Annotated in this window: 21 protein-coding genes; 14 read left to right on the forward strand and 7 right to left on the reverse strand. The window is 71.1% G+C overall.

The features are described 5' to 3' along the window. Window positions 1–12 precede the first annotated feature (12 nt). Both glmU and BLR91_RS05120 read left to right on the forward strand, forming a co-directional pair. The gene (glmU, locus tag BLR91_RS05115) at window positions 13–1,455 is read left to right on the forward strand and encodes a bifunctional UDP-N-acetylglucosamine diphosphorylase/glucosamine-1-phosphate N-acetyltransferase GlmU (protein ID WP_089876634.1); all 1,443 of its coding nucleotides are present in this window, start codon (window positions 13–15) and stop codon (window positions 1,453–1,455) included. Beyond that, window positions 1,456–2,433 carry a ribose-phosphate diphosphokinase gene (locus BLR91_RS05120; protein ID WP_018191623.1) on the forward strand — a complete coding sequence of 326 codons (978 nt, stop codon included), beginning with the start codon at window positions 1,456–1,458 and terminating at the stop codon, window positions 2,431–2,433. Here BLR91_RS05120 and BLR91_RS05125 read toward each other — a convergent pair. Next, window positions 2,390–3,733, reverse strand: a complete 1,344-nt coding sequence (locus tag BLR91_RS05125) for a nucleotide disphospho-sugar-binding domain-containing protein (protein WP_089876632.1) — start codon at window positions 3,731–3,733, stop codon at window positions 2,390–2,392. The genes BLR91_RS05120 and BLR91_RS05125 overlap by 44 nt on opposite strands. A 73-nt stretch (window positions 3,734–3,806) precedes the next feature. Here BLR91_RS05125 and BLR91_RS05130 point away from each other — a divergent pair, with 73 nt between their 5' ends. Beyond that, window positions 3,807–4,472 carry a TetR/AcrR family transcriptional regulator gene (locus BLR91_RS05130; protein ID WP_089876630.1) on the forward strand — a complete coding sequence of 222 codons (666 nt, stop codon included), beginning with the start codon at window positions 3,807–3,809 and terminating at the stop codon, window positions 4,470–4,472. Window positions 4,473–4,692: 220 nt separating this feature from the next. Here the strand turns inward: BLR91_RS05130 and BLR91_RS05135 are convergent, their stop codons facing one another. From BLR91_RS05135 to BLR91_RS05150, 4 genes are all read right to left on the reverse strand, one after another. Beyond that, window positions 4,693–5,043 carry a hypothetical protein gene (locus BLR91_RS05135; protein WP_018191620.1) on the reverse strand — a complete coding sequence of 117 codons (351 nt, stop codon included), beginning with the start codon at window positions 5,041–5,043 and terminating at the stop codon, window positions 4,693–4,695. 109 nt (window positions 5,044–5,152) lie between these two features. After that, on the reverse strand, window positions 5,153–6,610 hold the full coding sequence (gene gndA / locus BLR91_RS05140) for an NADP-dependent phosphogluconate dehydrogenase (RefSeq protein ID WP_018191619.1): 1,458 nt from the start codon (window positions 6,608–6,610) through the stop codon (window positions 5,153–5,155). A 125-nt stretch (window positions 6,611–6,735) separates the two neighbouring features. After that, complete coding sequence (gene uxaC / locus BLR91_RS05145) at window positions 6,736–8,151, reverse strand: glucuronate isomerase (protein WP_089876628.1); 1,416 nt, start codon at window positions 8,149–8,151, stop codon at window positions 6,736–6,738. Then, window positions 8,148–9,200 (reverse strand): LacI family DNA-binding transcriptional regulator, encoded by a 1,053-nt coding sequence (locus BLR91_RS05150; protein WP_018191617.1) that lies wholly within the window; start codon window positions 9,198–9,200, stop codon window positions 8,148–8,150. The genes uxaC and BLR91_RS05150 overlap by 4 nt, the downstream gene beginning before the upstream one ends. A 135-nt stretch (window positions 9,201–9,335) precedes the next feature. Between BLR91_RS05150 and BLR91_RS05155 the strand changes: the two genes are divergently transcribed. From BLR91_RS05155 to BLR91_RS05195, 9 genes are read left to right on the forward strand one after another with little or no spacing between them, the layout of a single operon-like run. Then, the gene (locus tag BLR91_RS05155) at window positions 9,336–10,697 is read left to right on the forward strand and encodes an ABC transporter substrate-binding protein (RefSeq protein WP_231918822.1); all 1,362 of its coding nucleotides are present in this window, start codon (window positions 9,336–9,338) and stop codon (window positions 10,695–10,697) included. 8 nt (window positions 10,698–10,705) lie between these two features. Continuing rightward, window positions 10,706–11,737 (forward strand): carbohydrate ABC transporter permease, encoded by a 1,032-nt coding sequence (locus BLR91_RS05160; protein ID WP_089876626.1) that lies wholly within the window; start codon window positions 10,706–10,708, stop codon window positions 11,735–11,737. Then, the gene (locus BLR91_RS05165) at window positions 11,734–12,606 is read left to right on the forward strand and encodes a carbohydrate ABC transporter permease (RefSeq protein WP_089876624.1); all 873 of its coding nucleotides are present in this window, start codon (window positions 11,734–11,736) and stop codon (window positions 12,604–12,606) included. Before BLR91_RS05160 ends, BLR91_RS05165 begins: the two co-directional genes overlap by 4 nt. Before the next feature lie 27 nt (window positions 12,607–12,633). Next, on the forward strand, window positions 12,634–13,479 hold the full coding sequence (locus BLR91_RS05170; protein ID WP_172823187.1) for a sugar phosphate isomerase/epimerase family protein: 846 nt from the start codon (window positions 12,634–12,636) through the stop codon (window positions 13,477–13,479). Continuing rightward, the gene (locus tag BLR91_RS05175) at window positions 13,476–14,621 is read left to right on the forward strand and encodes a Gfo/Idh/MocA family protein (RefSeq protein WP_089876622.1); all 1,146 of its coding nucleotides are present in this window, start codon (window positions 13,476–13,478) and stop codon (window positions 14,619–14,621) included. Before BLR91_RS05170 ends, BLR91_RS05175 begins: the two co-directional genes overlap by 4 nt. Beyond that, on the forward strand, window positions 14,618–15,481 hold the full coding sequence (locus tag BLR91_RS05180; RefSeq protein ID WP_089876620.1) for a sugar phosphate isomerase/epimerase family protein: 864 nt from the start codon (window positions 14,618–14,620) through the stop codon (window positions 15,479–15,481). The genes BLR91_RS05175 and BLR91_RS05180 overlap by 4 nt, the downstream gene beginning before the upstream one ends. Next, window positions 15,478–16,770, forward strand: a complete 1,293-nt coding sequence (locus BLR91_RS05185; protein WP_089876618.1) for a mannitol dehydrogenase family protein — start codon at window positions 15,478–15,480, stop codon at window positions 16,768–16,770. Before BLR91_RS05180 ends, BLR91_RS05185 begins: the two co-directional genes overlap by 4 nt. Further along, window positions 16,767–18,026, forward strand: coding sequence for a D-mannonate dehydratase ManD (gene manD, locus BLR91_RS05190; RefSeq protein WP_089876616.1), 1,260 nt, complete (start codon window positions 16,767–16,769; stop codon window positions 18,024–18,026). Before BLR91_RS05185 ends, manD begins: the two co-directional genes overlap by 4 nt. 25 nt (window positions 18,027–18,051) lie before the next feature. Then, complete coding sequence (locus BLR91_RS05195) at window positions 18,052–18,555, forward strand: gluconokinase (protein WP_089876614.1); 504 nt, start codon at window positions 18,052–18,054, stop codon at window positions 18,553–18,555. An 80-nt stretch (window positions 18,556–18,635) separates the two neighbouring features. Here the strand turns inward: BLR91_RS05195 and BLR91_RS05200 are convergent, their stop codons facing one another. Then, a complete protein-coding gene (locus tag BLR91_RS05200; RefSeq protein ID WP_089876612.1) occupies window positions 18,636–19,100 on the reverse strand; it encodes a MarR family winged helix-turn-helix transcriptional regulator in 465 nt (154 codons plus the stop codon). Then, the gene (locus tag BLR91_RS05205; RefSeq protein WP_089876609.1) at window positions 19,093–19,527 is read right to left on the reverse strand and encodes an SRPBCC family protein; all 435 of its coding nucleotides are present in this window, start codon (window positions 19,525–19,527) and stop codon (window positions 19,093–19,095) included. Before BLR91_RS05205 ends, BLR91_RS05200 begins: the two co-directional genes overlap by 8 nt. A gap of 229 nt (window positions 19,528–19,756) precedes the next feature. Between BLR91_RS05205 and BLR91_RS05210 the strand changes: the two genes are divergently transcribed. Together BLR91_RS05210 and pth are read left to right on the forward strand one after the other, a co-directional pair. Then, on the forward strand, window positions 19,757–20,374 hold the full coding sequence (locus tag BLR91_RS05210; RefSeq protein ID WP_018191605.1) for a 50S ribosomal protein L25/general stress protein Ctc: 618 nt from the start codon (window positions 19,757–19,759) through the stop codon (window positions 20,372–20,374). A 9-nt stretch (window positions 20,375–20,383) separates the two neighbouring features. Then, on the forward strand, window positions 20,384–20,998 hold the full coding sequence (gene pth / locus BLR91_RS05215) for an aminoacyl-tRNA hydrolase (RefSeq protein WP_020077187.1): 615 nt from the start codon (window positions 20,384–20,386) through the stop codon (window positions 20,996–20,998). Window positions 20,999–21,141 lie beyond the last annotated feature (143 nt).

Raw genomic sequence — 21,141 nt, forward strand, 5'->3', positions numbered from 1 at the left:
CCTGGAGGGACATTGACCGACCAGAATCTCGCCATCGTCGTTCTCGCGGCGGGGCAGGGCACGCGGATGAAGTCCGCCACCCCGAAGCTGCTGCACCCGCTGGGCGGCATCCCGATCGTGTCCCACGTGCTGGCCACTGCGCGCGAGCTCGACGCCGCGCACGTCGTCGCCGTCGTGCGTCACGAACGCGACCGTCTCGCCGAGGTGATCGAGGCCGACCTTCCCGAAGCCGTCATCGTCGACCAGGACGAGGTGCCAGGCACCGGCCGCGCGGTCGAGCTGGCCGTCGAGGCCCTCCCGGCCGACTTCTCCGGGGATGTGCTGGTCGTGAACGGCGACGTCCCGCTGCTCGACGCCGGCACCCTCCGCGAGCTCATCGAGCGGCACCGTGCGGGTGAGGCGGCCGCGACCATCCTCTCGTCGTTCCCGGCCGACGCGACCGGATACGGCCGCATCGTGCGCACCCCGCAGGGCCACCTCGACCGCATCGTCGAGCACAAGGACGCGAGCGAGGAGGAGCGGGCGATCGGCGAGATCAACGCCGGCATCTACCTGTTCGGCCTCGCCGCCCTCCGCGACAGGCTGGCGTTGGTCTCCACCGACAACGCCCAGGGCGAGAAGTACCTGACCGACGTGATCGGGCTGCTCCGCGAGGCCGGCTTCGACGTGGATGCGCTCCCCGTCGCCGAGTCGTGGCTGGTCGAGGGCATCAACGACCGCGCCCAGCTGAGCGACGCGGCGGCGAAGCTGAACGCGCTGATCGTCCGCACCTGGCAGCTCGCCGGTGTGACCGTGCAGGACCCCGCGACGACGTGGATCGACGTCAAGGCGAAGCTCGCCCCCGACGTCACCGTGCTCCCGGGCACGCAGCTCCGCGGCGCCACCGTCATCGAGACCGGTGCGACCGTCGGACCGGACACGACGCTGACCGACACCGAGGTCGGCGAAGGCGCGACCGTCACCCGCACGGACGCGACGCTCGCCGTGATCGGCGCGGGCGCGACGGTCGGCCCGTTCGCGTACCTCCGTCCCGGCACCGTGCTCGGCGCCCGCGGCAAGATCGGCACATTCACCGAGACGAAGAACGCGGTCATCGGCGAGGGCACCAAGCTCGCGCACTTCAACTACGTCGGCGACGCCGAGGTGGGGGAGAAGGGCAACCTCGGCGCCGGCGTCATCACCGCGAACTACGACGGGGTGAACAAGCACCGCACGGTCATCGGCTCCCATGTCCGGATCAGCACGAACACCGTGCTCGTCGCGCCGGTTAGGATGGGTGACGGAGCGTACACGGGTGCGGGCACGGTCGTCCGCAAGGACGTCCCCGCCGGAGCCCTCGCCATCACCGTCGCTCCTCAACGCAATATCGAAGGCTGGGTCGCCGAGAAGCGGCCGGGCACGGACGCCGACAGAGCGGCTCGCGAAAGCGACGCGTCGGAAGAGAGCGGAGCGTAAGTGTCAGGGATCACCGCGACCGGCCAGAAAAGACTCGTCCTCATCTCCGGTCGCGCGCATCCTCAGCTCGCCCAGGAGATCGCCGAATGCCTCGGCAGCGAGCTCATCCCGACCGACGCGCGCACCTTCGCCAACGGCGAGATCTACGCGCGCTTCGACGAGAGCGTCCGCGGCTCGGATGCGTTCGTCATCCAGTCGCACACCTCGCCGATCAACGAGTGGCTCATGGAGCAGCTCATCATGGTGGATGCGCTGAAGCGCGCCTCGGCGAAGCGCATCACCGTCGTCGCCCCGTTCTACCCGTACGCCCGTCAGGACAAGAAGGGCCGTGGTCGCGAGCCGATCTCCGCCCGGTTGGTCGCCGACCTGTTCAAGGCTGCCGGTGCCGACCGCATCATGTCCGTCGACCTGCACGCCGCGCAGATCCAGGGCTTCTTCGACGGCCCGGTCGACCACCTCTTCGCCATGCCGGTGCTGCTCGAGCACATGCGCCGCGAGCTCGACCCCTCGACGCTGACTGTCGTGTCGCCCGACATGGGCCGCGTCCGTGTCGCCGACATCTGGAGCGACAAGCTCGGCGCACCGCTCGCGATCATCCACAAGCGGCGCGACCCGCTCGTCCCGAACCAGGTCTCGGTGCACGAGATCGTCGGCGACGTCAACGGCCGCGTCTGCCTGCTCGTCGACGACCTGATCGACACCGGCCGCACCATCGTGAAGGCCGCCGAGGCGCTCAAGGAGGCCGGAGCGACCGGCGTCGTTGTCGCTGCGACGCACGCCGTGTTCAGCGACCCGGCCGTGGAGCTGCTGCAGAGCGACGCGATCGACTCGGTCGTCGTGACCGACACCCTCCCGTTGCCGGAGCACAAGCGCTGGGAGGGCCTCACGGTCCTGCCGATCGCGCCGCTGCTGGCCAACGCGATCCGCGAGGTCTTCACCGACGGTTCGGTGACGTCGATGTTCGACGGGGCCGCGTAGCAGCCGCTTCGCGGACGGTGTCGACCACCGCGCGCTCCAGGCCGTCCAGCCCCGAGGATGCGCGGATGGCCCGGCCGATCGCCGCGCTGCGCTCCGCGTAGGCGGGGTCGTCGAGCACGGTCCGCACAGCCCGTGCGATCGCCGCGGGTTCCGGGCGGTTGGTCGGCAGCTTCACCCCGACACCCGACCAGGCCACCCGCGCGGAGACCTCGGTCTTATCCTCCGTGGTGCCCGCGACGACCACGGGGACGCCGTTCTCCATGGCGTAGTGGATGCCGCCGTATCCACCGTTCGTGACGTACACCGCCGTCCGCGGGAGCAGCCGGTCGTAGGGCAGGTAGGACGCGACGCGTGCGTTGCGCGGCAGGTCGACGCCCAGTTCGGCCACGGGGCGTCCTCCGGTGCTCGCCACCACCCACACGTCCTGGTCCGCGAGCGCGTGGATGGTGGGCAGGATGAGGTCGTTCAGGTCGCGGTTGGCCACCGTCCCCTGGGTGACGTGGACGACCGGGCGGCCGTCGTCCAGATCGCCCCACCATGCCGGCAGCGGGGTGTCGGAGGGTTGCGTGCGGGAGACGGGCCCGACGAAGTGGATGGGTACGCGGACGTCTGCGCGCGGGTACTCGAACTCGGGGACGGTGAACTGCACGACGCCGTCGGCGTGGGACGGCCAGTCGAGCACGAAGCCGTTCAGGCCGGTGCCAGCCTCCTGCCCGATGCGCTGTGCGGCCCGCTGGACCGGAGCGAACACGATCTTCTCGGCGATCGCCGTCAGAGCGGCGTTGCGGACACGGCCGAGGGCACCAGGTCGCGGCGGAACACCGAGCCCGAACGGCGCGGTGTCGCGGCTCTTGACCCCGAGCGGGACGATGCCGAGGTTGAGCAGTGCCGGGCGGTCCGCGGGCGGGCGGGCGGCGAGGAGGGCGGCTCCGAGGAAGAGGCTCTCGGCGAGCACGACGTCGATGTCCAGCTCGCGGATGACCGCATCCATCGCCCCCAGTTGCGTCCGCGCCGGGCGCAGGAAGATCTCGGTCATGTCCCACCGGATCCCGGCCGGGCCGGTGAGCCCGACGCGGCCGGGGAAGGCGGCGTCGATGTCGGTGTCGTCGTAGTCGGCCTCGGCCGGCAGCCGGAGCACCGACGCGCCGGTCGCGGCGGCACGCTCGAGGTACCGCTCGCCGGTGAGGAAGTGGACGCGGTGGCCGCGGTCGACCAGGGCGCGGCTGACGGCGAGAAGGGGCGTGACGTGTCCGTGCACGGGCGTGCTGCAGAGAAGGATGTCGAGCGGGCGGGCGTTCATGGTCCGGGTCCTCGTTTCGGGTAGAGTCGAATAAACGTCAACAGTATTCACTACACCCGAAAGGTAGTCAATAGTGGCCGGCACGCGCCCGTACCGTTCGACCCTCCGGCAGGAGCATGCGCAGCAGACGCGGCGCCGCATCCTGGAGGCCGCCGCCGAGGTGTTCTCCGCACGCGGCTATGCGAGCGCCTCGCTCGCGGACATCGCGACGGCCGCCGGCGTCTCGGTGGAGAGCGTCAAGGTGCACGGGCCGAAGCGGGCGCTGCTGCTCGCCGCTTTCGAGCTGAGCTTCGGCGGGGAGGCGGGGGAGGCGTCGCTCACCGAGCGGCCCGAGATCGCGGCGATCGCCGCCCTCGACGATCCGCAGGAGATGCTCGACCGGCTCGTTCCGTTCATCGCCGCGGCCAACGCGCGGACGGCGGGCCTCTGGGCGACGTTCACCGCCGCGTCCCGCGACGATGAGGCGGTTCGCGCCGCGTACACGGAACTGCTCGGGCGCCGCCATGCCGACTACCTGGCGATGGTGGGTCTCCTGGGAGAGCGCGGGATCGCCTCCATCGCGGCCCTCCCTCCGGCCGGGCGCCGTGAGCTCGCCGACGCCCTCTCGTTCGTCATGTCGCCCGAAGGCCACCAGCAGCTCGTCGGCGAAAGCGGATGGAGCGTCGAGCGCTACTCGACGTGGGTGCTCGCGACGGTGCGCACGCTCATCACGGAAGCCGGTGCGGCGTCGACGGGATGAGGCCCAGCGGCGCTACGCGGACGGAGGACATTCCGCCGTGCCGCGCCGAGTCACCCTCCGTTCTGCGCCTTTCGGGATGGCTGCTGCCGCTTCCACCTCCCTTTTCCTCACCGCCTCCGCTCGCGCGAACGGAGGAGATGCGCGTGCCGGCCCCGGCGTGCCGCCACGAACGGAGGATGTGGCGGTTGCCCGCAGCCGGGAACGCCTCCGTTCGTGACGCCTACGGAAGCCGGTGCGGCGTCGACGGGATGAGGCCCAGCGGCGCGACCCACGTCGCGTCGCCCTCGGTGTTGAGCGCGTAGCACTGCCATCCCGGCCCGACCGGCCCGGCGAGTTCGAAGCGCGCGGACGAGCCCTGCGCCTCGGGCTGGTAGTGCTGCGCGTACACGGAGCAGGTGTAGTCGGCGGTCTGCGTCTGGATGCTGATCGTCAGCAGGATGCCGGGCAGCAGCAGCGCGCTCAGCGCGACGACGACGAAGACCCGGCTGGCGACCGTCATCGTCCGCCCGCGGAGCGGTCGCTCCCCGAGCGGCTCGTACTCCGCGAGCTCCGGATGGTCGTCGTACGTCACCCTCCCATCCTCCCTCGCCACCGCCGTCGAGTACACAAAAATTGCACGCCGATCGCGCGATCAGCGTGCAATTTTTGCGGACTCGACGGGGGGCGGAGGCCCGAGACGGTCAGTGGGTGGAGGGCTCGGTCTCGATTTCGGTGCGGTCGCCGGACCAGAGGGTGTGGAAGACGCCGTCCTTGTCGACGCGCTTGTAGGTGTGCGCGCCGAAGAAGTCACGCTGGCCCTGCACGAGGGCGGCGGGGAGGCGCTTCGAGGCGAGCGAGTCGTAGTACGACAGCGCCGAGCCGAAACCGGGGACCGGGACGCCCGAGAGCGCGGCGGTGGCGACGATGCGACGCCAGGCGGCCTCGCCCTCGCGGACGGCGTCGGCGAAGTACGGCGCCTCGAGCAGCGTCGCGATGTTCGGGTTCTCGTCGTAGGCGTCGGCGATGCGGTTGAGGAACTGGGCGCGGATGATGCAGCCGCCGCGCCAGATCTTGGCGATCTTGTCCTTGTGGATGTCCCAGCCGTACTTCTCGGCGCCGGCGATGATCGCGTCGAAGCCCTGCGCGTAGGCGACGACCTTCGAGGCGTACAGCGCCTTCGAGACGTCGTCGGCGAACGCGGCCACGTCGGACGCCTTCTGCACGTCGGGCCGCGACTGGATGGTCGCCTGCACGGCCGCGCGCTGCGCCGGCTTCGACGACACGGCGCGGGCGAACACGGCCTCCGCGATGCCGCCGACCGGGACGCCCAGGTCGAGCGCGTTCTGCACGGTCCAGACCCCGGTGCCCTTGGAGCCGGCCTGGTCGAGCACGATGTCGATGAACGGCTTGCCGGTCTCCGCATCCACCTGGCGCAGCACCTCGGCGGTGATCTCGATCAGGTACGACTCGAGGTAGCCGTTGTTCCACTCGGCGAACACGTCCGCGATCTCCGCAGGCTCCAGCCCGCCGATCGTGCGCAGCAGGTCGTACGCCTCGGCGATGAGCTGCATGTCGGCGTACTCGATGCCGTTGTGGATCATCTTGACGAAGTGGCCGGCGCCGTCGGTTCCGACGTGGGTCACGCACGGCTCGCCCTCGGCGACCGCGGCGATGGACTCGAGGATGGGTCCGAGCGTCTTGTACGACTCCACCGAGCCGCCCGGCATGATCGACGGGCCGTTCAGTGCACCTTCCTCGCCGCCGGAGATGCCGGCGCCGACGAAGTGGATGCCCGTCGGCGCGATGCGCTTCTCGCGCTCGATGGTGTCGTGGAAGTTGGCGTTGCCGCCGTCGACGATGATGTCGCCCGGCTCGAACCGCTCCACCAGCTGGTCGATCACGGCGTCGGTGCCCTTACCGGCCTGCACCATGATGATCGCGGTGCGCGGCTTCGACAGCGACGCGACGAAGTCGTCGATCTCCTCCGAGCCGACGAAGCCGGCCTCGGGGTGCGCGTTCATCAGGTCTTCCGTCCGCGTGTAGGTGCGGTTGTAGACGGCGACGGTGTTGCCCTCGCGCGAGGCGAGGTTGCGGGCCAGGTTCGACCCCATCACCGCCAAGCCGACGACGCCGATGTTCGCGGTTGCTTCCTGTGACACGTATTGCTCCTTCGTGTAGCCGCGACGGACGGAGGCCGTCCGCCACGACGGGGATGTAGTCGGGGGTCAGCTCTCCCGCTGGTGGCAAGATTCGAGCACTCCCACCAGCGTAGCGCGATGCCCGGTCAGCCGAGTCGGAACGTGGTGCGCGGGATGTCGTCGACGAGCCGCCGGGCGAGGACGAACGCGTCCTCTTCGCCGAGCCGGTGCTCCGCGACGAGGCCGGCGAGATAGGACGCATCCACTCGACGCGACATGTCGTGCCGTGCCGGGATGGAGCAGAAGGCACGCGTGTCGTCGATGAACCCGCTGGTCTTGGTGAACCCGGCGCTGTCGGTGACCGCCCGGCGGTAGCGGAGGATGGCGTCCGGGGTGTCGATGAACCACCATGGAGCGCCCGCGTACACGGACGGGTAGAACCCCGCCAGCGGCCCGATCTCGCGCGAGAAGGTCGTCTCGTCGACCGTGAACAGCACGAGCCGGAAGACGGGATGCGTCCCGAAGTCGCGCAGGATGGGCGTGAGCGGCTGCGTGAACGACCCGACGGCGGGCAGGTCGTGACCGGTGTCCGGGCCGTAGGCGTCGAACGTGGGCCGGTGGTGGTTGCGGTGGACGCCCGGGTGCAGCTGCATCACCAGCCCGTCCTCGGCTGAGAGCTCCGCGAGCCGGTAGAGCAGGTTGCGGCGGTAGGCGACGGCTTCCCCCGCGGTGAGCGTGCCGTCGAGGGCGGCCCGGTGGATGCGCGACGCCTCGGCCTCGTCGAGGGGATCGCTCCCCGCGTCGATCACGCCGGTGTCGGTGGCCGTGCCGCCCGCCTCGATGAACGCCTGGCGACGGCGCCGCAGCGCCTCCAGCAGTCCGGGGTACGTGGCGGTGTCGACGTCGGCGACGGCGGCCAGGCGCTCCAGCCGACCGGCCCATCCTGCTTCGTCGGGGTGCATGTAGCGGTCGGCGCGGAAGGTGGGGATGACGCGGCCGCCGAACGTCGGGTCGGCGGCGAGCCGGGCGTGCGCTGCCAGGTCGTCGGCGGGGTCGTCGGTGGTCGCGAGGACTTCGATGTTGAAGCGCTCGAACAGCGCCCTGGGCCGGAACGCGGGGTCGGCGAGCGTCGCGCTCAGCTGGTCGTACAGCGCGTCGGCGGTCGCGGCGGACGGCTGCTCGGTGAGGCCGAAGACCTCGCTGAACTCCGTCTCGAACCAGAGCCGTACGGGCGTGCCGAGGAAGACGTCCCAGTGCTCGCAGAGCCGCCGCCAGATCGAGCGTCCATCGGCCGTCGACGGACGGCCGTCGCGCGCGAGCCCGAGGTCGTCGAGTGGCACGCCGACCGCGTGCAGCATCCGCGTCACGTAGTGGTCTGGCGTGATGAGGAGGGCTGCCGGATCGGGAAAGGGCTCGTCGTCGGCCAGCATGCGCGCATCCACGTGTCCGTGCGGCGAGAGGATCGGCGCCGTGGCCACCTCCGCGTGCAGACGCCGGGCGAGGTCGCGCACACCGGGGTCGGCGGGGAACAGGCGGTCGGGATGGGGCGCGAGGGCGGTCATGCGGTCGATGCTCCGTTCGTGGTCGGTGCGTTCCGGGGTGCCGGTCCGGTGGAGTCGCGGACGGTCAGGTGCGTCGGGAGGGTGACGGCCTGCCGCGTGACAGGAGAGGGACCGCCGTCGAGCCGGGACAGCAGCATGGCGACAGCAGTGCGCCCCGCCTGCTCGATCGGCGCGGTGAGGGTCGTCAGCGGCGGGTTGCAGAAGTCGGCGCCGAAGATGTCGTCGCAGCCGACGATGCTGAGGTCTTCGGGGATGCGGACGCCGCGCTCGCGGAAGCGCGGAAGCATCCCGATCGCCAGCAGGTCGTTGAAGGCGATGCAGGCGGTGACGCCCGCGTGGAGGACGGCGTCGGCCGCGGCGGCTCCGGCGTACTGCCGCGGCGCGAACGGGCCGACACGGACCGCCTCGACCCCGTAGTGCTCGGCGGCACGGACGAGCGCCCGCCAGCGACCTTCGTTGGGCCAGGATGTCGCCGGGCCGGCGGCGTACGCGATCCGGCGATGGCCGAGGGAGACGAGGTGACCGACGGCCTGCTCGATCGCGCTGGGCGTGTCGATGAACACGCTCGGCACACCGCGCGTCTGCCGGTTCACGGCGACGAGCGGGATCTCCTTGGCGAGGGCGGTGAGCCGCCGGTCGGTGAGACGGGAGGCGGCGAGGATGGCGCCGTCGAACGAGCGCCGGAGCTTGTGCAGTGTGCCGTCCTCCAGCTCGTCCGACTCCTCGGTGTCGACCAGGAGCTGCGTGTAGCCGGCGGCCTTCAGCTGGTGCTGGGTGCCCCGGATGATGCCGAAGTAGAACGGGTTCGTCACGTCCGAGACGAGCACGGCGATGGCGCGGGTCCGTCCGCTCGTCAGCGCCCGCGCCTGCGAGTTCGGCACGTAGTTGAGCTCCCGGGCGGCGCGCTCGATCCGCTCCCGGGTGAGGGCGTTCACGCGGCCCGGGTTGGAGAGCGCGCGCGAGACCGTGGAGGTGGCGACTCCGCTGAGCGCAGCCACGTCCGCCAGGGTCGCGGGGCGGTCGTTCCCCGCACCGGTGAGAGGGCTCATGCGGATATCAGAGCACACGATGGCAAATTGTGGCAATCGCTTGCAGTCCGATTTGCCGCGCTTCTAGAGTCGCAGCCAACCTGCCCGGCCCACCGGGTCGAGGTCACACGATCCCTGCTCAAAGGAGAGTCACGAATGAGATCACGTCTTGCGCTCGGCGCGGTGGCGGCCCTCGCGGCCGCAACGCTCGCCCTCACCGGATGCTCCGGCTCCGGCTCCACGTCCTCGTCCTCCGCGGGCGGGAAGATCGACGGAACGGGGAAGACCCTGGACGTCATGATCGCCGCCAACACGCTCTATCCGACGGAGCAGCAGAAATGGTTCTCCGACGTCTCCGCCCAGTTCCAGAAGGAGACCGGGGCGACCGTCAAGTTCGAGACGTTCGCGTCGGCGAACGACGAGCTCACCAAGATCCAGACCTCGGTGCTGAGCGGTCAGGGCCCGGACATCTACGACCTGGGCACCACGTTCACCCCGACCGCCTACTCGACCGGCGCGTTCGTGAAGCTCACGAAGGATGACTGGGAGAAGATCGGGGGCCGCGACCGCTTCGTGCCGGCGACTCTCGGCATCTCCGGCCCGAGCGAGTCCGACGAGGTCGGCATCCCCTTCCTCAGCCGCCCGTTCGTGATGGCGTACAACAAGGATCTGCTGAAGGCCGCGGGCATCGACAAGCCCGCGGACACCTGGGACGGTTTGGCCGAGCAGGCGAAGAAGCTGACCAGCGGCGACGTGCACGGCATCGCCGTCGCCTACGCTGACAGCTTCGACCCGTGGAAGTTCGTCTGGGCGATGTCGATGCAGCAGGGCAACACCATCCTCGACCTGAAGACGAAGAAGGCGACCATCGACGACGCCGCCGTGAAGAAGGCGTACCAGACGTACTTCGGCTGGCTGACCGAGGACAAGGTGGTCGACCCGGCCGCGATCGGATGGAAGAACGCGCAGGCCGTCGCCGCCTTCGCCTCGGGCAAAGCCGCGTTCCTGCCGATGGTCTCCTCGTCGTCCCAGGTCTCCCTCGACAAGTCGGGTGTGGCCGGCAAGTACGCCTACGCCGTCATGCCGACCGTCCCGCCGGGCGCCTCGAAGCTGCCCGGTGACGGCAAGGCCGCGGCCACGATCATCTCGGGCGACAACATGGTCGTCGCCAAGTACTCGAAGAACCAGGACCTCGCGTTCGCGCTGATCAAGATGCTGACCAGCGAGGAGAACCAGGTGGCGTACACGAAGACGTTCGGCGACCTGCCGACGAACGCCGCCGCGGCCAAGAAGATCGAGGACGGCAACGAGCTCCTCGGCCCGATCCTCGACGCCGGGACGAAGGCCTACGGCACGCCGTTCTCCGGCGCCTGGGGCGACACCCAGCTGGCGCTCGTGAACGTGGTGGTGCAGTCCATCCCGGCCCTGTCGTCCGGAGGCGTCTCGTCGTCCGACCTGCAGGCCCGGCTGAAGGCCGCGCAGGCGACCGCGCAGGCCGCGCTGAGCAAGGCGAAGTAGCCGGACCGATGTCGAATCCCACCATCGCCGCGCCGCAGGGCCCGGCGCCGGCCGACGGCTCGCCCGCGGGACGCGCTCCCGCGGGCGGCCGCTCCGGCCGGTCGAGCCGGAACGGCGGCGCGGGCGACCGCACACCCCGGGCCCCGCGCCGCCGCGGCCTCGAACGACGCAACCGACCGCTCTGGATGCTGCTCCCCGGCGGCATCCTGATGCTCGTCATCATCGTCGTCCCGCTGATCGTGGCCGTCGTCATGTCGACGCTCGACCTCGACCAGTACACGCTGCAGAGCTGGCTCCAGGCGCCGTTCCTCGGGTTCGGCAACTACGTCGAGGCCGTCACCGCGTCGCCGCTGCTCCGCTCGATCGGGATCAGCGTCTCGTTCGCGGTCATCGCCGCGGTCGTCACGCTCCCGATCGGGCTCTCGGCGGCGCTCGCCACGCAGAACCGCTTCCGCGGCCGCGCGCTGGTGCGCTCGCTGTTCCTCATTCCGTACGTGCTCCCCGCATTCGTCGTCGGCACGCTGTGGCGGACGATGCTGCAGCCGGGCGGCGTGGTGGACAGCATGCTCGGCGCGGTCGGCGTGCATCCCGGGCTCTGGCTGAACGGCCCGTTGAGCTACTGGTCGCTGATCATCGTGCAGCTGTGGACGTCGTGGCCCTTCTTCTACCTGCTGGTCGTCGCGGGCCTCCAGAGCGTCGACCCGGAGGTGCATGAGGCCGCGGCGATCGACGGCGCGACCTGGTGGATCAAGCTCCGCTACGTGATCCTGCCGTACCTGCGGGGATCCATCCTGCTGGCGCTGATCATCGCGTTCCTGCACAACATCAACGCCTTCACGCTGCCGTTCGTGCTGTTCGGCATTCCGGCGCCGCAGGACGTCGACGTGCTGCCGGTGCTCACCTACACGACCAGCTTCCAGAGCTTCCGGTTCGGGTTGAGCGCGGCAATGGCGATCTGCTCGCTCGTGCTGATCGCCATCCCGCTGTTCGTCTACCTGCGGGCCGTGCGGCTCGACTCCGGAGAGGAGGCGCAGCGATGACGGCCGTCACCTCCAGCGCCGACGTCCACCGGCTGCTCCCGCGCTGGCTCATCGTCACGATCATCACCGTGCTGCTCGTGATCGTGCTCGGCCCTGTGCTGTACATGCTGTTCGCCTCCGTCAACTCGGATGTGTCCGTCGCGTCGGGCGCGTTCCTCCCGACGGAGCTGCACCTCGACAACTACCTGAAGGTGTGGACGACCGTCGACCTCGGCACCGGGCTCGCCAACAGCGTGCTCATCTGCGGCGCGGTGGCGGTCGTGTGCGCGTTCCTCGCGGTGGCCACGGCGTACGTGCTCGTGCGGTACGAATTCCGCGGGCGGCTGTCGTTCCTGCGGGCGCTGCTCGGGCTGCAGTCGATCCCGGGCACGCTGATGCTGCTGCCCGTGTTCGTGCTGTTCTCGTCCACCGCGTCGCTGCTCGGCGTGCAGATCATCGGGACGCGCTGGGCGGTGTTCATCACCTACCTCACGTTCGCTCTGCCGTTCTCGACCTGGGTGATGGTGACCTACCTGCGCGGCCTGCCGAAGGCGCTGGAGGAGGCGGCCAGGATCGACGGCGCGTCGTCGTGGCGCATCCTCACGGGCATCGTCGTCCCGCTCAGCTGGCCGGGCATCGTCGTCTCGGGCATCTTCGCCTTCCTGCTCGGCTGGAACGACGTGCTGTTCGCCTCGGTGCTGACGAATCCCGAGACGCGCACGGCCGCGGTGGCCCTGCAGGTGTTCGGCGCGACGCAGGAGGGCGGCGCCGTGCCGCTGTACGGCCAGATGATGGCCGCATCCCTGATCTGCGCACTGCCGGTGGTGGTGCTGTACCTCGTCTTCCAGCGGTACCTGGTGGGCGGATTGACATCCGGAGGAGTGAAGTAACCAGTGAGTGACGTGAACAGTGGAGGAATGGCGACACCCGTGAGCTGGACACTCTCGGGGTTCGGCGACGAGATCGACGCGGACCCCGTCGTGCAGACGGCCGTGCTGCAAGCGCTCGGCGCCGGCTTCATCGAGGTGCGGAGTGCGTGGGGCGTCAACATCGTCGACCTCGACGCGGGGCAGCTCGACCGGCTCTCCGCTGTGTTCGAGGAGCGCGGGATGGGCGTCTCGGCCATCGCCTCGCCGGTCGGCAAGGTGGATGTGGCGCTGCCGGTGGAGCACGAAGTGGAGCGACTCGGCCGCGCGATCGCCGCGGCCGAACGGCTGGGCGCGCGTCACATCCGGCTGTTCTCCTTCTTCCGCGCGGACGGCGTCGCGGTGGAGAGCATCCGCGACGACGTGATGGTGCGGATGCGCGCTCTTGCCGACCTCGCCGAGGCGGCCGGCGTGATCCTGCTGCACGAGAACGAGAAGGACATCTACGGCGACACTCCGGAGCGCTGCCTCGACATCGTCGAGACCGTCGGCTCCCCGTCCCTCCGTCTGGCCTGGGACAGCGCGAACTTCGTGCAGGTCGGTGTCGCGCATCCCTTCGACGACGGGTACGCGCTGCTGCGCCCGCACCTGGAGTACCTGCAGGTGAAGGACGCGCTGTCCGCCACCGGCGAGGTCACCCCGGCCGGGGAGGGCGACGGCCAGGTACTCGAGACCCTGACCGCCCTGCGTGACGACGGCTACACCGGCTTCGCCTCCCTCGAACCCCACCTCACCGACGTGAACGCGCTCGGCGGCTTCTCCGGGCCGGCGGCCTTCGGGCGGGCCGGACGCGCGTTCCGCCTTCTCACCGACCGGATCGGAGTGACCCTCGTATGACAGACCCCGCCACCACCGCACCCGCGTCGCCGTTGCGCGTCGCCATCGTCGGCTGCGGCATCATCGGCCTCAACCACGCCCGCGCGATCCTGCGTCATCCGCGCCTCGCGATCACCGCGCTGGTGGATGCGGTGCCCGCGGCCGCGCGCACGCTCGCCGACACGATCGTCGCCGAGTCCGGCGCCGACCGCCCGGCCGAGTTCTCGACGCTGACCGCGGCGCTCGCCGCCGCCCCGATCGACGTGGTCGTGATCTGCACGCCGAGCGGGCTGCATGTCGCGGTGGCGCGCGAGGCGATCGCCGCCGGCACGCATGTCGTCATCGAGAAGCCCCTCGACACCGAGATGGGGCGGGCCCGCGAGATCCTCGAGCTCTCCCGCGCCGCCGAGCGCGACGGTCTCGTCATCTCCGTGATCAGCCAGCACCGCTTCGACCCGGCCTCCCGGGCCGTCGCGGAGGCCGCGCACACGGGCCGGTTCGGCCGGGTCACGAGCGGCGTCGCGTCGGTGGCCTGGTGGCGCAGCCAGGAGTACTACGACTCCGGGCAGTGGCGCGGCACCTGGGAGCTCGACGGCGGAGGCGCGCTCATGAACCAGGGCGTCCACACCGTCGATCTGCTGGTCTGGTTCCTCGGCCGCCCGGTCGAGATCACGGCGCACACCGCCCTGCTCGCCCACGAGCGGGTCGAGGTGGAGGACATCGCGGTCGCGACCATCCGCTTCGAGTCCGGCGCGCTCGCCGTGCTGCATGCGACCACCGCGGCGTTCCCCGGGCTCGCCGTGCGTATCCAGGTGCACGGCGACCGCGGCTCGGCGATCGTGCACGACGACCAGCTGGAGACGTTCTTCGCCGACGGCGACACCGCCGAGCGCGCCGCCGATGTCGTTCCCGCGGCCGAGTTGCGCGGCGGCGACCGCGGGCCGGACGCCTTCGTCATCGGGCACCTGCGGCAGTACGACGACATCGTCGACGCCATCGACGGCCGGCGTGCGCCGGGCGTCCGGGTGGAGGACGCGTTCGAGTCTCTCTGCGTCGTCCGCGCCGTCTACCTGTCCGCCACCCTCGGCCGGCCGGTCCGCTTCGACGAGGTGCTCGCGGGCGAGCTCGACGATGTCGTGGTCACGACGGGGGTGCCGGCATGAGGTTCTCCGTCTTCACCGCATCCACCCCTGAGTGGACGCCCGAAGAGGCCGCGCAGTACCTCGCCGAGCAGGGCTGGGACGGCATCGAGTGGCGGATCACCGACCAGCAGGAGGCCGACGAGCCGGGATTCTGGGCCGGCAACCGCGCGACCTGGCCGCTGACCGGGCTCGAGGAGCGGCTGGACGACATCGCCCGGATCACGCGCGAGTCGGGACTCGAATTCTCGGGCATCGGCGGCTACGCCCGCTGCGACCAGCACGACGACGTCGAGCGGATGCTCGCCGCGACCGCGCGACTCGGCGCCCGCCAGGTGCGCGTCACCATGCCGCGGACCGATTCCGGGGACTACCGCGCCCTGTTCGCCGCCGCCCGTCGCGACATCGAGTGGGCCGCCGAGCGCGCCGCGCACCACGGCGTGAAGGCGCTGGTCGAGCTCCACCATGAGACCATCACGCCGTCCGCCTCCGCAGCGTTCCGTCTGCTCGACGGGCTCGAACCGGAACACGTCGGCGTCATCCACGACCTCGGCAACCTCGTCATCGAGGGGCGCGAGGAGACGCTGGCATCGCTCCAGCTGCTCGGCCCGTACCTGGCGCACGTGCACGTGAAGAACGCCGCGTGGGTGCCGGGGGAGCCGGACACCGACGGCACCGTCCGCTGGCACCACGAGTGGGCGCCGCTCCGCACCGGCACCGGCGACGTGGATGCGTACTTCCGGGCGCTTCACGCCTTCGGGTACGACGGCTGGGTCACGTGCGAGGACTTCTCGACCGCGGTTCCGCTCGCGGAGCGCACCCGCGACGACCTCGCCTACCTGCGCGCCGTCGACGCGCGCACCCGGCCGACGGCGGCCGCGTGACGCCGCCGCCGCGGTCCGCGCGTCACCCCGTCCGGGTCGCCCACCTCGGCCTGGGCGCCTTCCACCGCGCCCACCAGGCCTGGTACACGCAGGCCGCCGACGACGCGGGCGGCTCCTGGGGCATCGCGGCCTTCACCGGGCGCAGCCCCGAGGCGGCCCGCGTGCTGGCCGCCCAGGACGCGGTCTACACACTCGTCGAGCGCGGGGCGGACGGCGACGCGGCCCGGCCGGTGGATGCGCTCAGTCGCGTCCACGACGGCGCCGACCGCGACGCGTGGCGGGCGACCATCGCCGACCCCGACGTCGCGGTGCTGACGCTGACCGTCACCGAAGCCGGGTACCGGCCGGGCTCCGGCGCTCCGGCCCGGGTGCTCGACGGCCTCGCCGCGCGCTCGGCGGCCGGCGCGGGCGGCATCGCGGTCGTCAGCTGCGACAACCTCGCGCGCAACGGCGAGGTGCTCCGGGATTCCGTGCTCGCGCTCGCCGCGCCCGATGCGGAGCTCTCGGACTGGATCCGCGCCGAGGTGTCCTTCGTCTCGACCATGGTGGACCGGATCACCCCGGCCACCACCGATGCCGACCGGGCGGAGGTCCGCCGGCTCACCGGCTGGGACGACGCGGCGCCCGTCGTCACCGAGCCGTTCACGGAGTGGGTGCTCGCCGGCGCGTTCCCCGCCGGACGGCCGGACTGGGAGGCCGGGGGAGCCCGGTTCGTCGCCGATATCGAGCCGTTCGAGCGCCGCAAGCTGTGGCTGCTCAACGCCGGGCACTCCCTGCTGGCGTACCAGGGGCTGCTGCGCGGTCGCGCGACCGTCGCAGAAGCCGTCGGCGACCCCGCGCTCCGCGACGAGCTGGAGCTGCTCTGGTCGGAGCAGCGCACCGAGCTCCCGTTCGACGACGCCGTCGTGGACGAGGCGCTCGCCGCCCTGCGCGACCGGTTCGCCAACGGACGCATCGAGCACCGGGTCGCCCAGATCGGGGCGGACGGCTCGCAGAAGCTCGGGCCGCGCATCGTCGATCCGCTGCGCGCCCGGCTCACGGCCGGACGCCCGCCCGGCACTGCGCAGACGGGCGTGCTCGCGGCGTGGGCCTTGCACCTCGTCCAGGAGGCCGGCGACCTGCGCGACGCGGGAGCCGCCGACCTGGCCCCGCGACTCCGCGAGGCACGGACCGACGCCGACCGTGCCGTCCTCGTCCTCGACGCCCTCGCCCCCGACCTCACCGAACGCACCGACCTGGTCGGCCTCATCGCCGACCGCATCGCATCCCTGCAAGGAGCCCCCGCATGAGAATCACCTCCGTCGACGTCCTCGTCGCCAGCCCCGGCCGCAACTTCGTCACGCTCCGCATCACGACCGACGACGGCGTGGTCGGGCTCGGCGACGCCACCCTCAACGGCCGCGAGCTCGCCGTCGCCGCCTACCTGAGCGAGCACGTCGTCCCGCTGCTGATCGGACGTGACGCGCACCAGATCGAGGACACCTGGCAGTACCTGTACCGCGGCGCGTACTGGCGGCGCGGCCCGGTGACGATGGCGTCGATCGCCGCGGTCGACACCGCGCTGTGGGACATCAAAGCCAAGGTCGCCGGGCTGCCGCTCTACCAGCTGCTCGGCGGCCGCAGCCGGAAGGGATGCCTCACCTACGGTCACGCGTCCGGCGCGGAGCTGCCGGAGCTGTTCGACTCGGTGCGCGCCCACCTGGAGCAGGGCTACCGCGCCATCCGCATCCAGACCGGGGTGCCCGGCCTCGGATCCGTCTACGGCGTCGCGTCCTCGCCGAACGCGATCGCCGGAGCGGACCCCCACGCGGGCGGCAGCACCGCGCGGTACGACCACGAACCGGCCCGGCGCAGCGCCGTCCCCGTCGAGGAGCAGTGGGACACCCGCGCGTATCTGCGCCACATCCCGGGCGTCTTCGAGGCGGTGCGGAACGAGTTCGGACCCGAGCTGCCGCTGCTGCACGACGCGCACCACCGGCTCACGCCCATCCAGGCCGCGAAGCTCGGCAAGTCGCTGGAGCCGTACGACCTGTTCTGGCTCGAGGATGTGACCCCCGCCGAGAACCAGGCCGTGCTGCGGCGCGTGCGCGAGCACACCACGACGCCGCTCGCGATCGGCGAGGTCTTCAACACGATCTGGGACTACCGGGAACTGTTCGAGGAGCAGCTGATCGACTATGTGCGCAGCCCCGTCACGCACGCGGGAGGCATCACCGGCCTCCGCCGTATCTTCGACTACGCGGCGGTGTACCAGATCAAGTCGGGCGTGCACGGACCGACCGACGTCTCGCCCGTCGGACTGGCCGCGGCCATCCACCTCGGCGTCGCCATCCCGAACTTCGGCATCCAGGAGTACATGAAGCACAGTCCGGAGACCGACGAGCTTTTCCGGCCCGGCTACCGGTTCGAGGACGGCCTGCTCGTGCCGGGCGAGGAGCCGGGGCTCGGGGTCGACTACGACGAGGTGCTCGCGGAATCCTTCCCGTATCAGGCGGCATACTTGCCGGTGAACCGTCTGCTCGACGGCTCGATGCACGACTGGTGACCGGGGACGCACGGAAGGAGCGCACGTGGAGCGTGTGCAGGTGGTGGTGATGGGGGTGTCCGGTTCGGGCAAGAGCACCGTGGGGGAGCTGCTCGCGGCTCGCCTCGGGGTGCCCTTCGTCGACGGCGACGCGCTGCACCCGCCCGCGAACGTCGCCAAGATGGCCTCGGGCGTGCCGCTGACCGACGACGACCGCATCCCGTGGCTGCGCGAGGTCGGCCGGGTGCTGGAGACAGCTGAGCCGGAGGGCGTCGTCGTGGCGTGCTCGGCGCTCAAGCGGGCGTACCGCGACCTGATCCGGTCGGAGGCGCCCGGTGCGGTGTTCGCGGAGCTCGACGGCTCCCGCGAGCTGCTCGCGTCGCGGATGGCCGCCCGGCCCGGCCACTTCATGCCCGTGTCGCTGCTCGACTCGCAGCTCGCGACCCTCCAGCCGCTGCAGGACGACGAGACGGGGATGCGCCTCGACGTCGCCACCCCGCCGAGCGAGCTGGCGGACACCATCGCGCGAGAGCTGCCCGCCCGCGCCTGATTCCGTACCTCTGTGGGCCGCAACACGCCGTTGTGGCGCGGCCATAACGGCGTGTTGCGACCCACGGATGCGTGCGGCGGTCAGTCCGGCTGGGGCGGCGTCGCGAGGGCGGCCAGCCGGCTAGCGAACGCGGCCGCATCGACCGGGGCGAAGAACGCCGCGTCGGCCGCTTCGACGTCCGCCGTCGCTCCGCGTGCCGCCGCGACACCCTCCGCCGTCGGGCGGAGCACGCGCGCACGCCCGTCGGTGGGATGCGGCAGCCGCTCCACCAGCCCCGCACGTTCGAGCGTGCGGACGACCTGCGAGGTCATCATCGGATCCGTCGCGGCGAAGCCGGCCAGGTCGGCCTGCGTCACCAGCCGCTCGGGCTCCCGATGGCTCAGCCAGGTGAGCGAGGCGAGCAGCACGTACTGCACGTGCGTCAGCTCGTGCGGGGCGAGTGCTGCGCGCATCGCTGCCTGCCAGCGGTTGGTGACCCGCCAGAGCAGGAGGCCGGGGCTCTGCGCGGCGACGGGGAACCGGCTGCCGAGGCCGCCGTCAGGCACGGGCCGCCGTGCGGGTCTCGGCCGCGTGGAGCAGCTCGGCCATCGCCACGGGGAAGTCGCCGGCGATCTGCGGGCCGAGCTCCGGGCCGACCGCGTCGGCGCCATCGCCGTCGATCTCGAGGGTGTGCGTGACCGCCGTCCGGCCGTTCGCCTGGGGCGCGATCGTGTGCCGGAAGGTGAGGGTCAGCCCGCCGAACGCGGTGCGGTCCGCGTAGACGCGCTCGGGCACGAGCTCCACGATCTCGGAGGTCATGGCGTCCTGCCCCTGCGGCGTCACGGTGATGGCCGTCCCGACGGCGAAGGGGCCGTGCAGCTCGAAGCGGTCGCTCGCCGGGCCGAGCGGCGTTCCGCTGTGCAGGTCGCGCAGCGCCGACCAGACCGCAGAGGCGGGGGCGTCCGTCACATCGCCGTACTGAGTGGTCCACATGGTGATCTCCGATCCATAAACTAATAAGCGCGCTTAGCTTATCCCCATCGGGTAGACTCGGCAACTGAACTTCGGCGAGGGATGCTGCCCCCAGCATCCGTGATCGACGCGGTGGAGCAGGCTACGCAGTCTTTCCTCGCGCACTTCGATGCGTTCGAGTCGAACAACAACCACACTGCGGGCCTCGCGGCTCGCCCGACAGCCGGACCACGTCCGGCGAGGAGACACCATGGCAGACGAGTCCAACAAGGTCGCAGCCGAGCTGCGCGAGAGCTTCGGCAAGGGCGCGGCGCGCAAGATCCGTGCCGCCGGCAAGATCCCGGCCGTCATCTACGGTCACGGCACCGACCCCGTCCACATCACGCTCCCGGCGCACCAGGTCGGCCTGCTGCTCCGCAAGGCGAACGCGGTCCTCGACCTCGACATCGCCGGCAAGGCCGAGCTCGCGCTCGTCAAGGACGTGCAGAAGGACCCGGTGTCGCAGATCATCGAGCACCTCGACCTCATCCTGATCCGCCGCGGCGAGAAGGTCACCGTCGAGGTCCCCGTGCACATCGAGGGCGAGCCCTACTCCGGCACGATCGCCATGCTCGAGGTCAGCACCATCCGCCTCGAGACCGAGGCGACCCACATCCCGGAGCGCATCGTCATCGACGTCACCGACGCGGCGGAGGGCACCCAGTACCTCGCGAAGGACTTCGACCTCCCGCAGGGCTCGACCCTGGCCGAGGACGAGGACCTCCTCATCGTCAACATCGCGGTGCCGGCTTCCGCCCGCGCCGAGGACGAGGAGACCGCAGCGGCCGAGGCCGCCGCCGACGCCGAGGCCGCCGGAAGCGCCGAGTAAGCACCTCCCATGGAATCCACCCGTCAGGCGTCGTCCACGGGACCGTCCGACGGGCCGTGGCTCGTGGTCGGGCTCGGCAACCCCGGGCCCGGCTACGCCGCCACACGGCACAACGTGGGTCAGATGGTGCTCGACGAGCTCGCCTCGCGCGGCCGTCTCACCTTCAAGACCCACAAGACGAACGCGACGGTCGCCGAGGGTCGGCTGACCCCCGGCGGCCCGCGTTTCGTCCTGGCCAAACCGAACACGTACATGAACGTGTCCGGCGGGCCGGTGTCGCAGCTGCTGCGCTTCTACTCGCTCGACCCGTCGCACCTGATCGTGGTGCACGACGAGCTCGACATCCCGTTCGACACCATCCGCCTCAAGCACGGCGGCGGGCACGGCGGCCACAACGGCGTCCGCGACGTGATCGCCGCGATCGGCACGGGCGACTTCACGCGCGTGCGCGTCGGCGTCGGCCGGCCGCCCGGTTCATCGGCCGCGGCCGACCACGTCCTCAAGGGATTCTCGGCGACCGAACGCAAGAACCTCCCGATCCTCGTGGCGGATGCCGCGGATGCGGTCGAGCAGATCGCCGCCGACGGCCTCACCACCGCGCAGAACCGCTTCCACGCGCGCTGACCCGTCCGCCGCGAACGGAGGACACCCCGGGCTCAACCGGCCCGAACGCCTCCCTTTCGCGCGCCCACCGGCGTGTCGAGCCGGAACCTCCTCCCTTTCCCGCACGCGTCGAGGCGGCCGGAAAGGGAGGAGAAATGGGACGG

Source organism: Leifsonia sp. 466MF (assembly GCF_900100265.1).
In the GTDB taxonomy this organism is placed as follows: domain Bacteria; phylum Actinomycetota; class Actinomycetes; order Actinomycetales; family Microbacteriaceae; genus Leifsonia.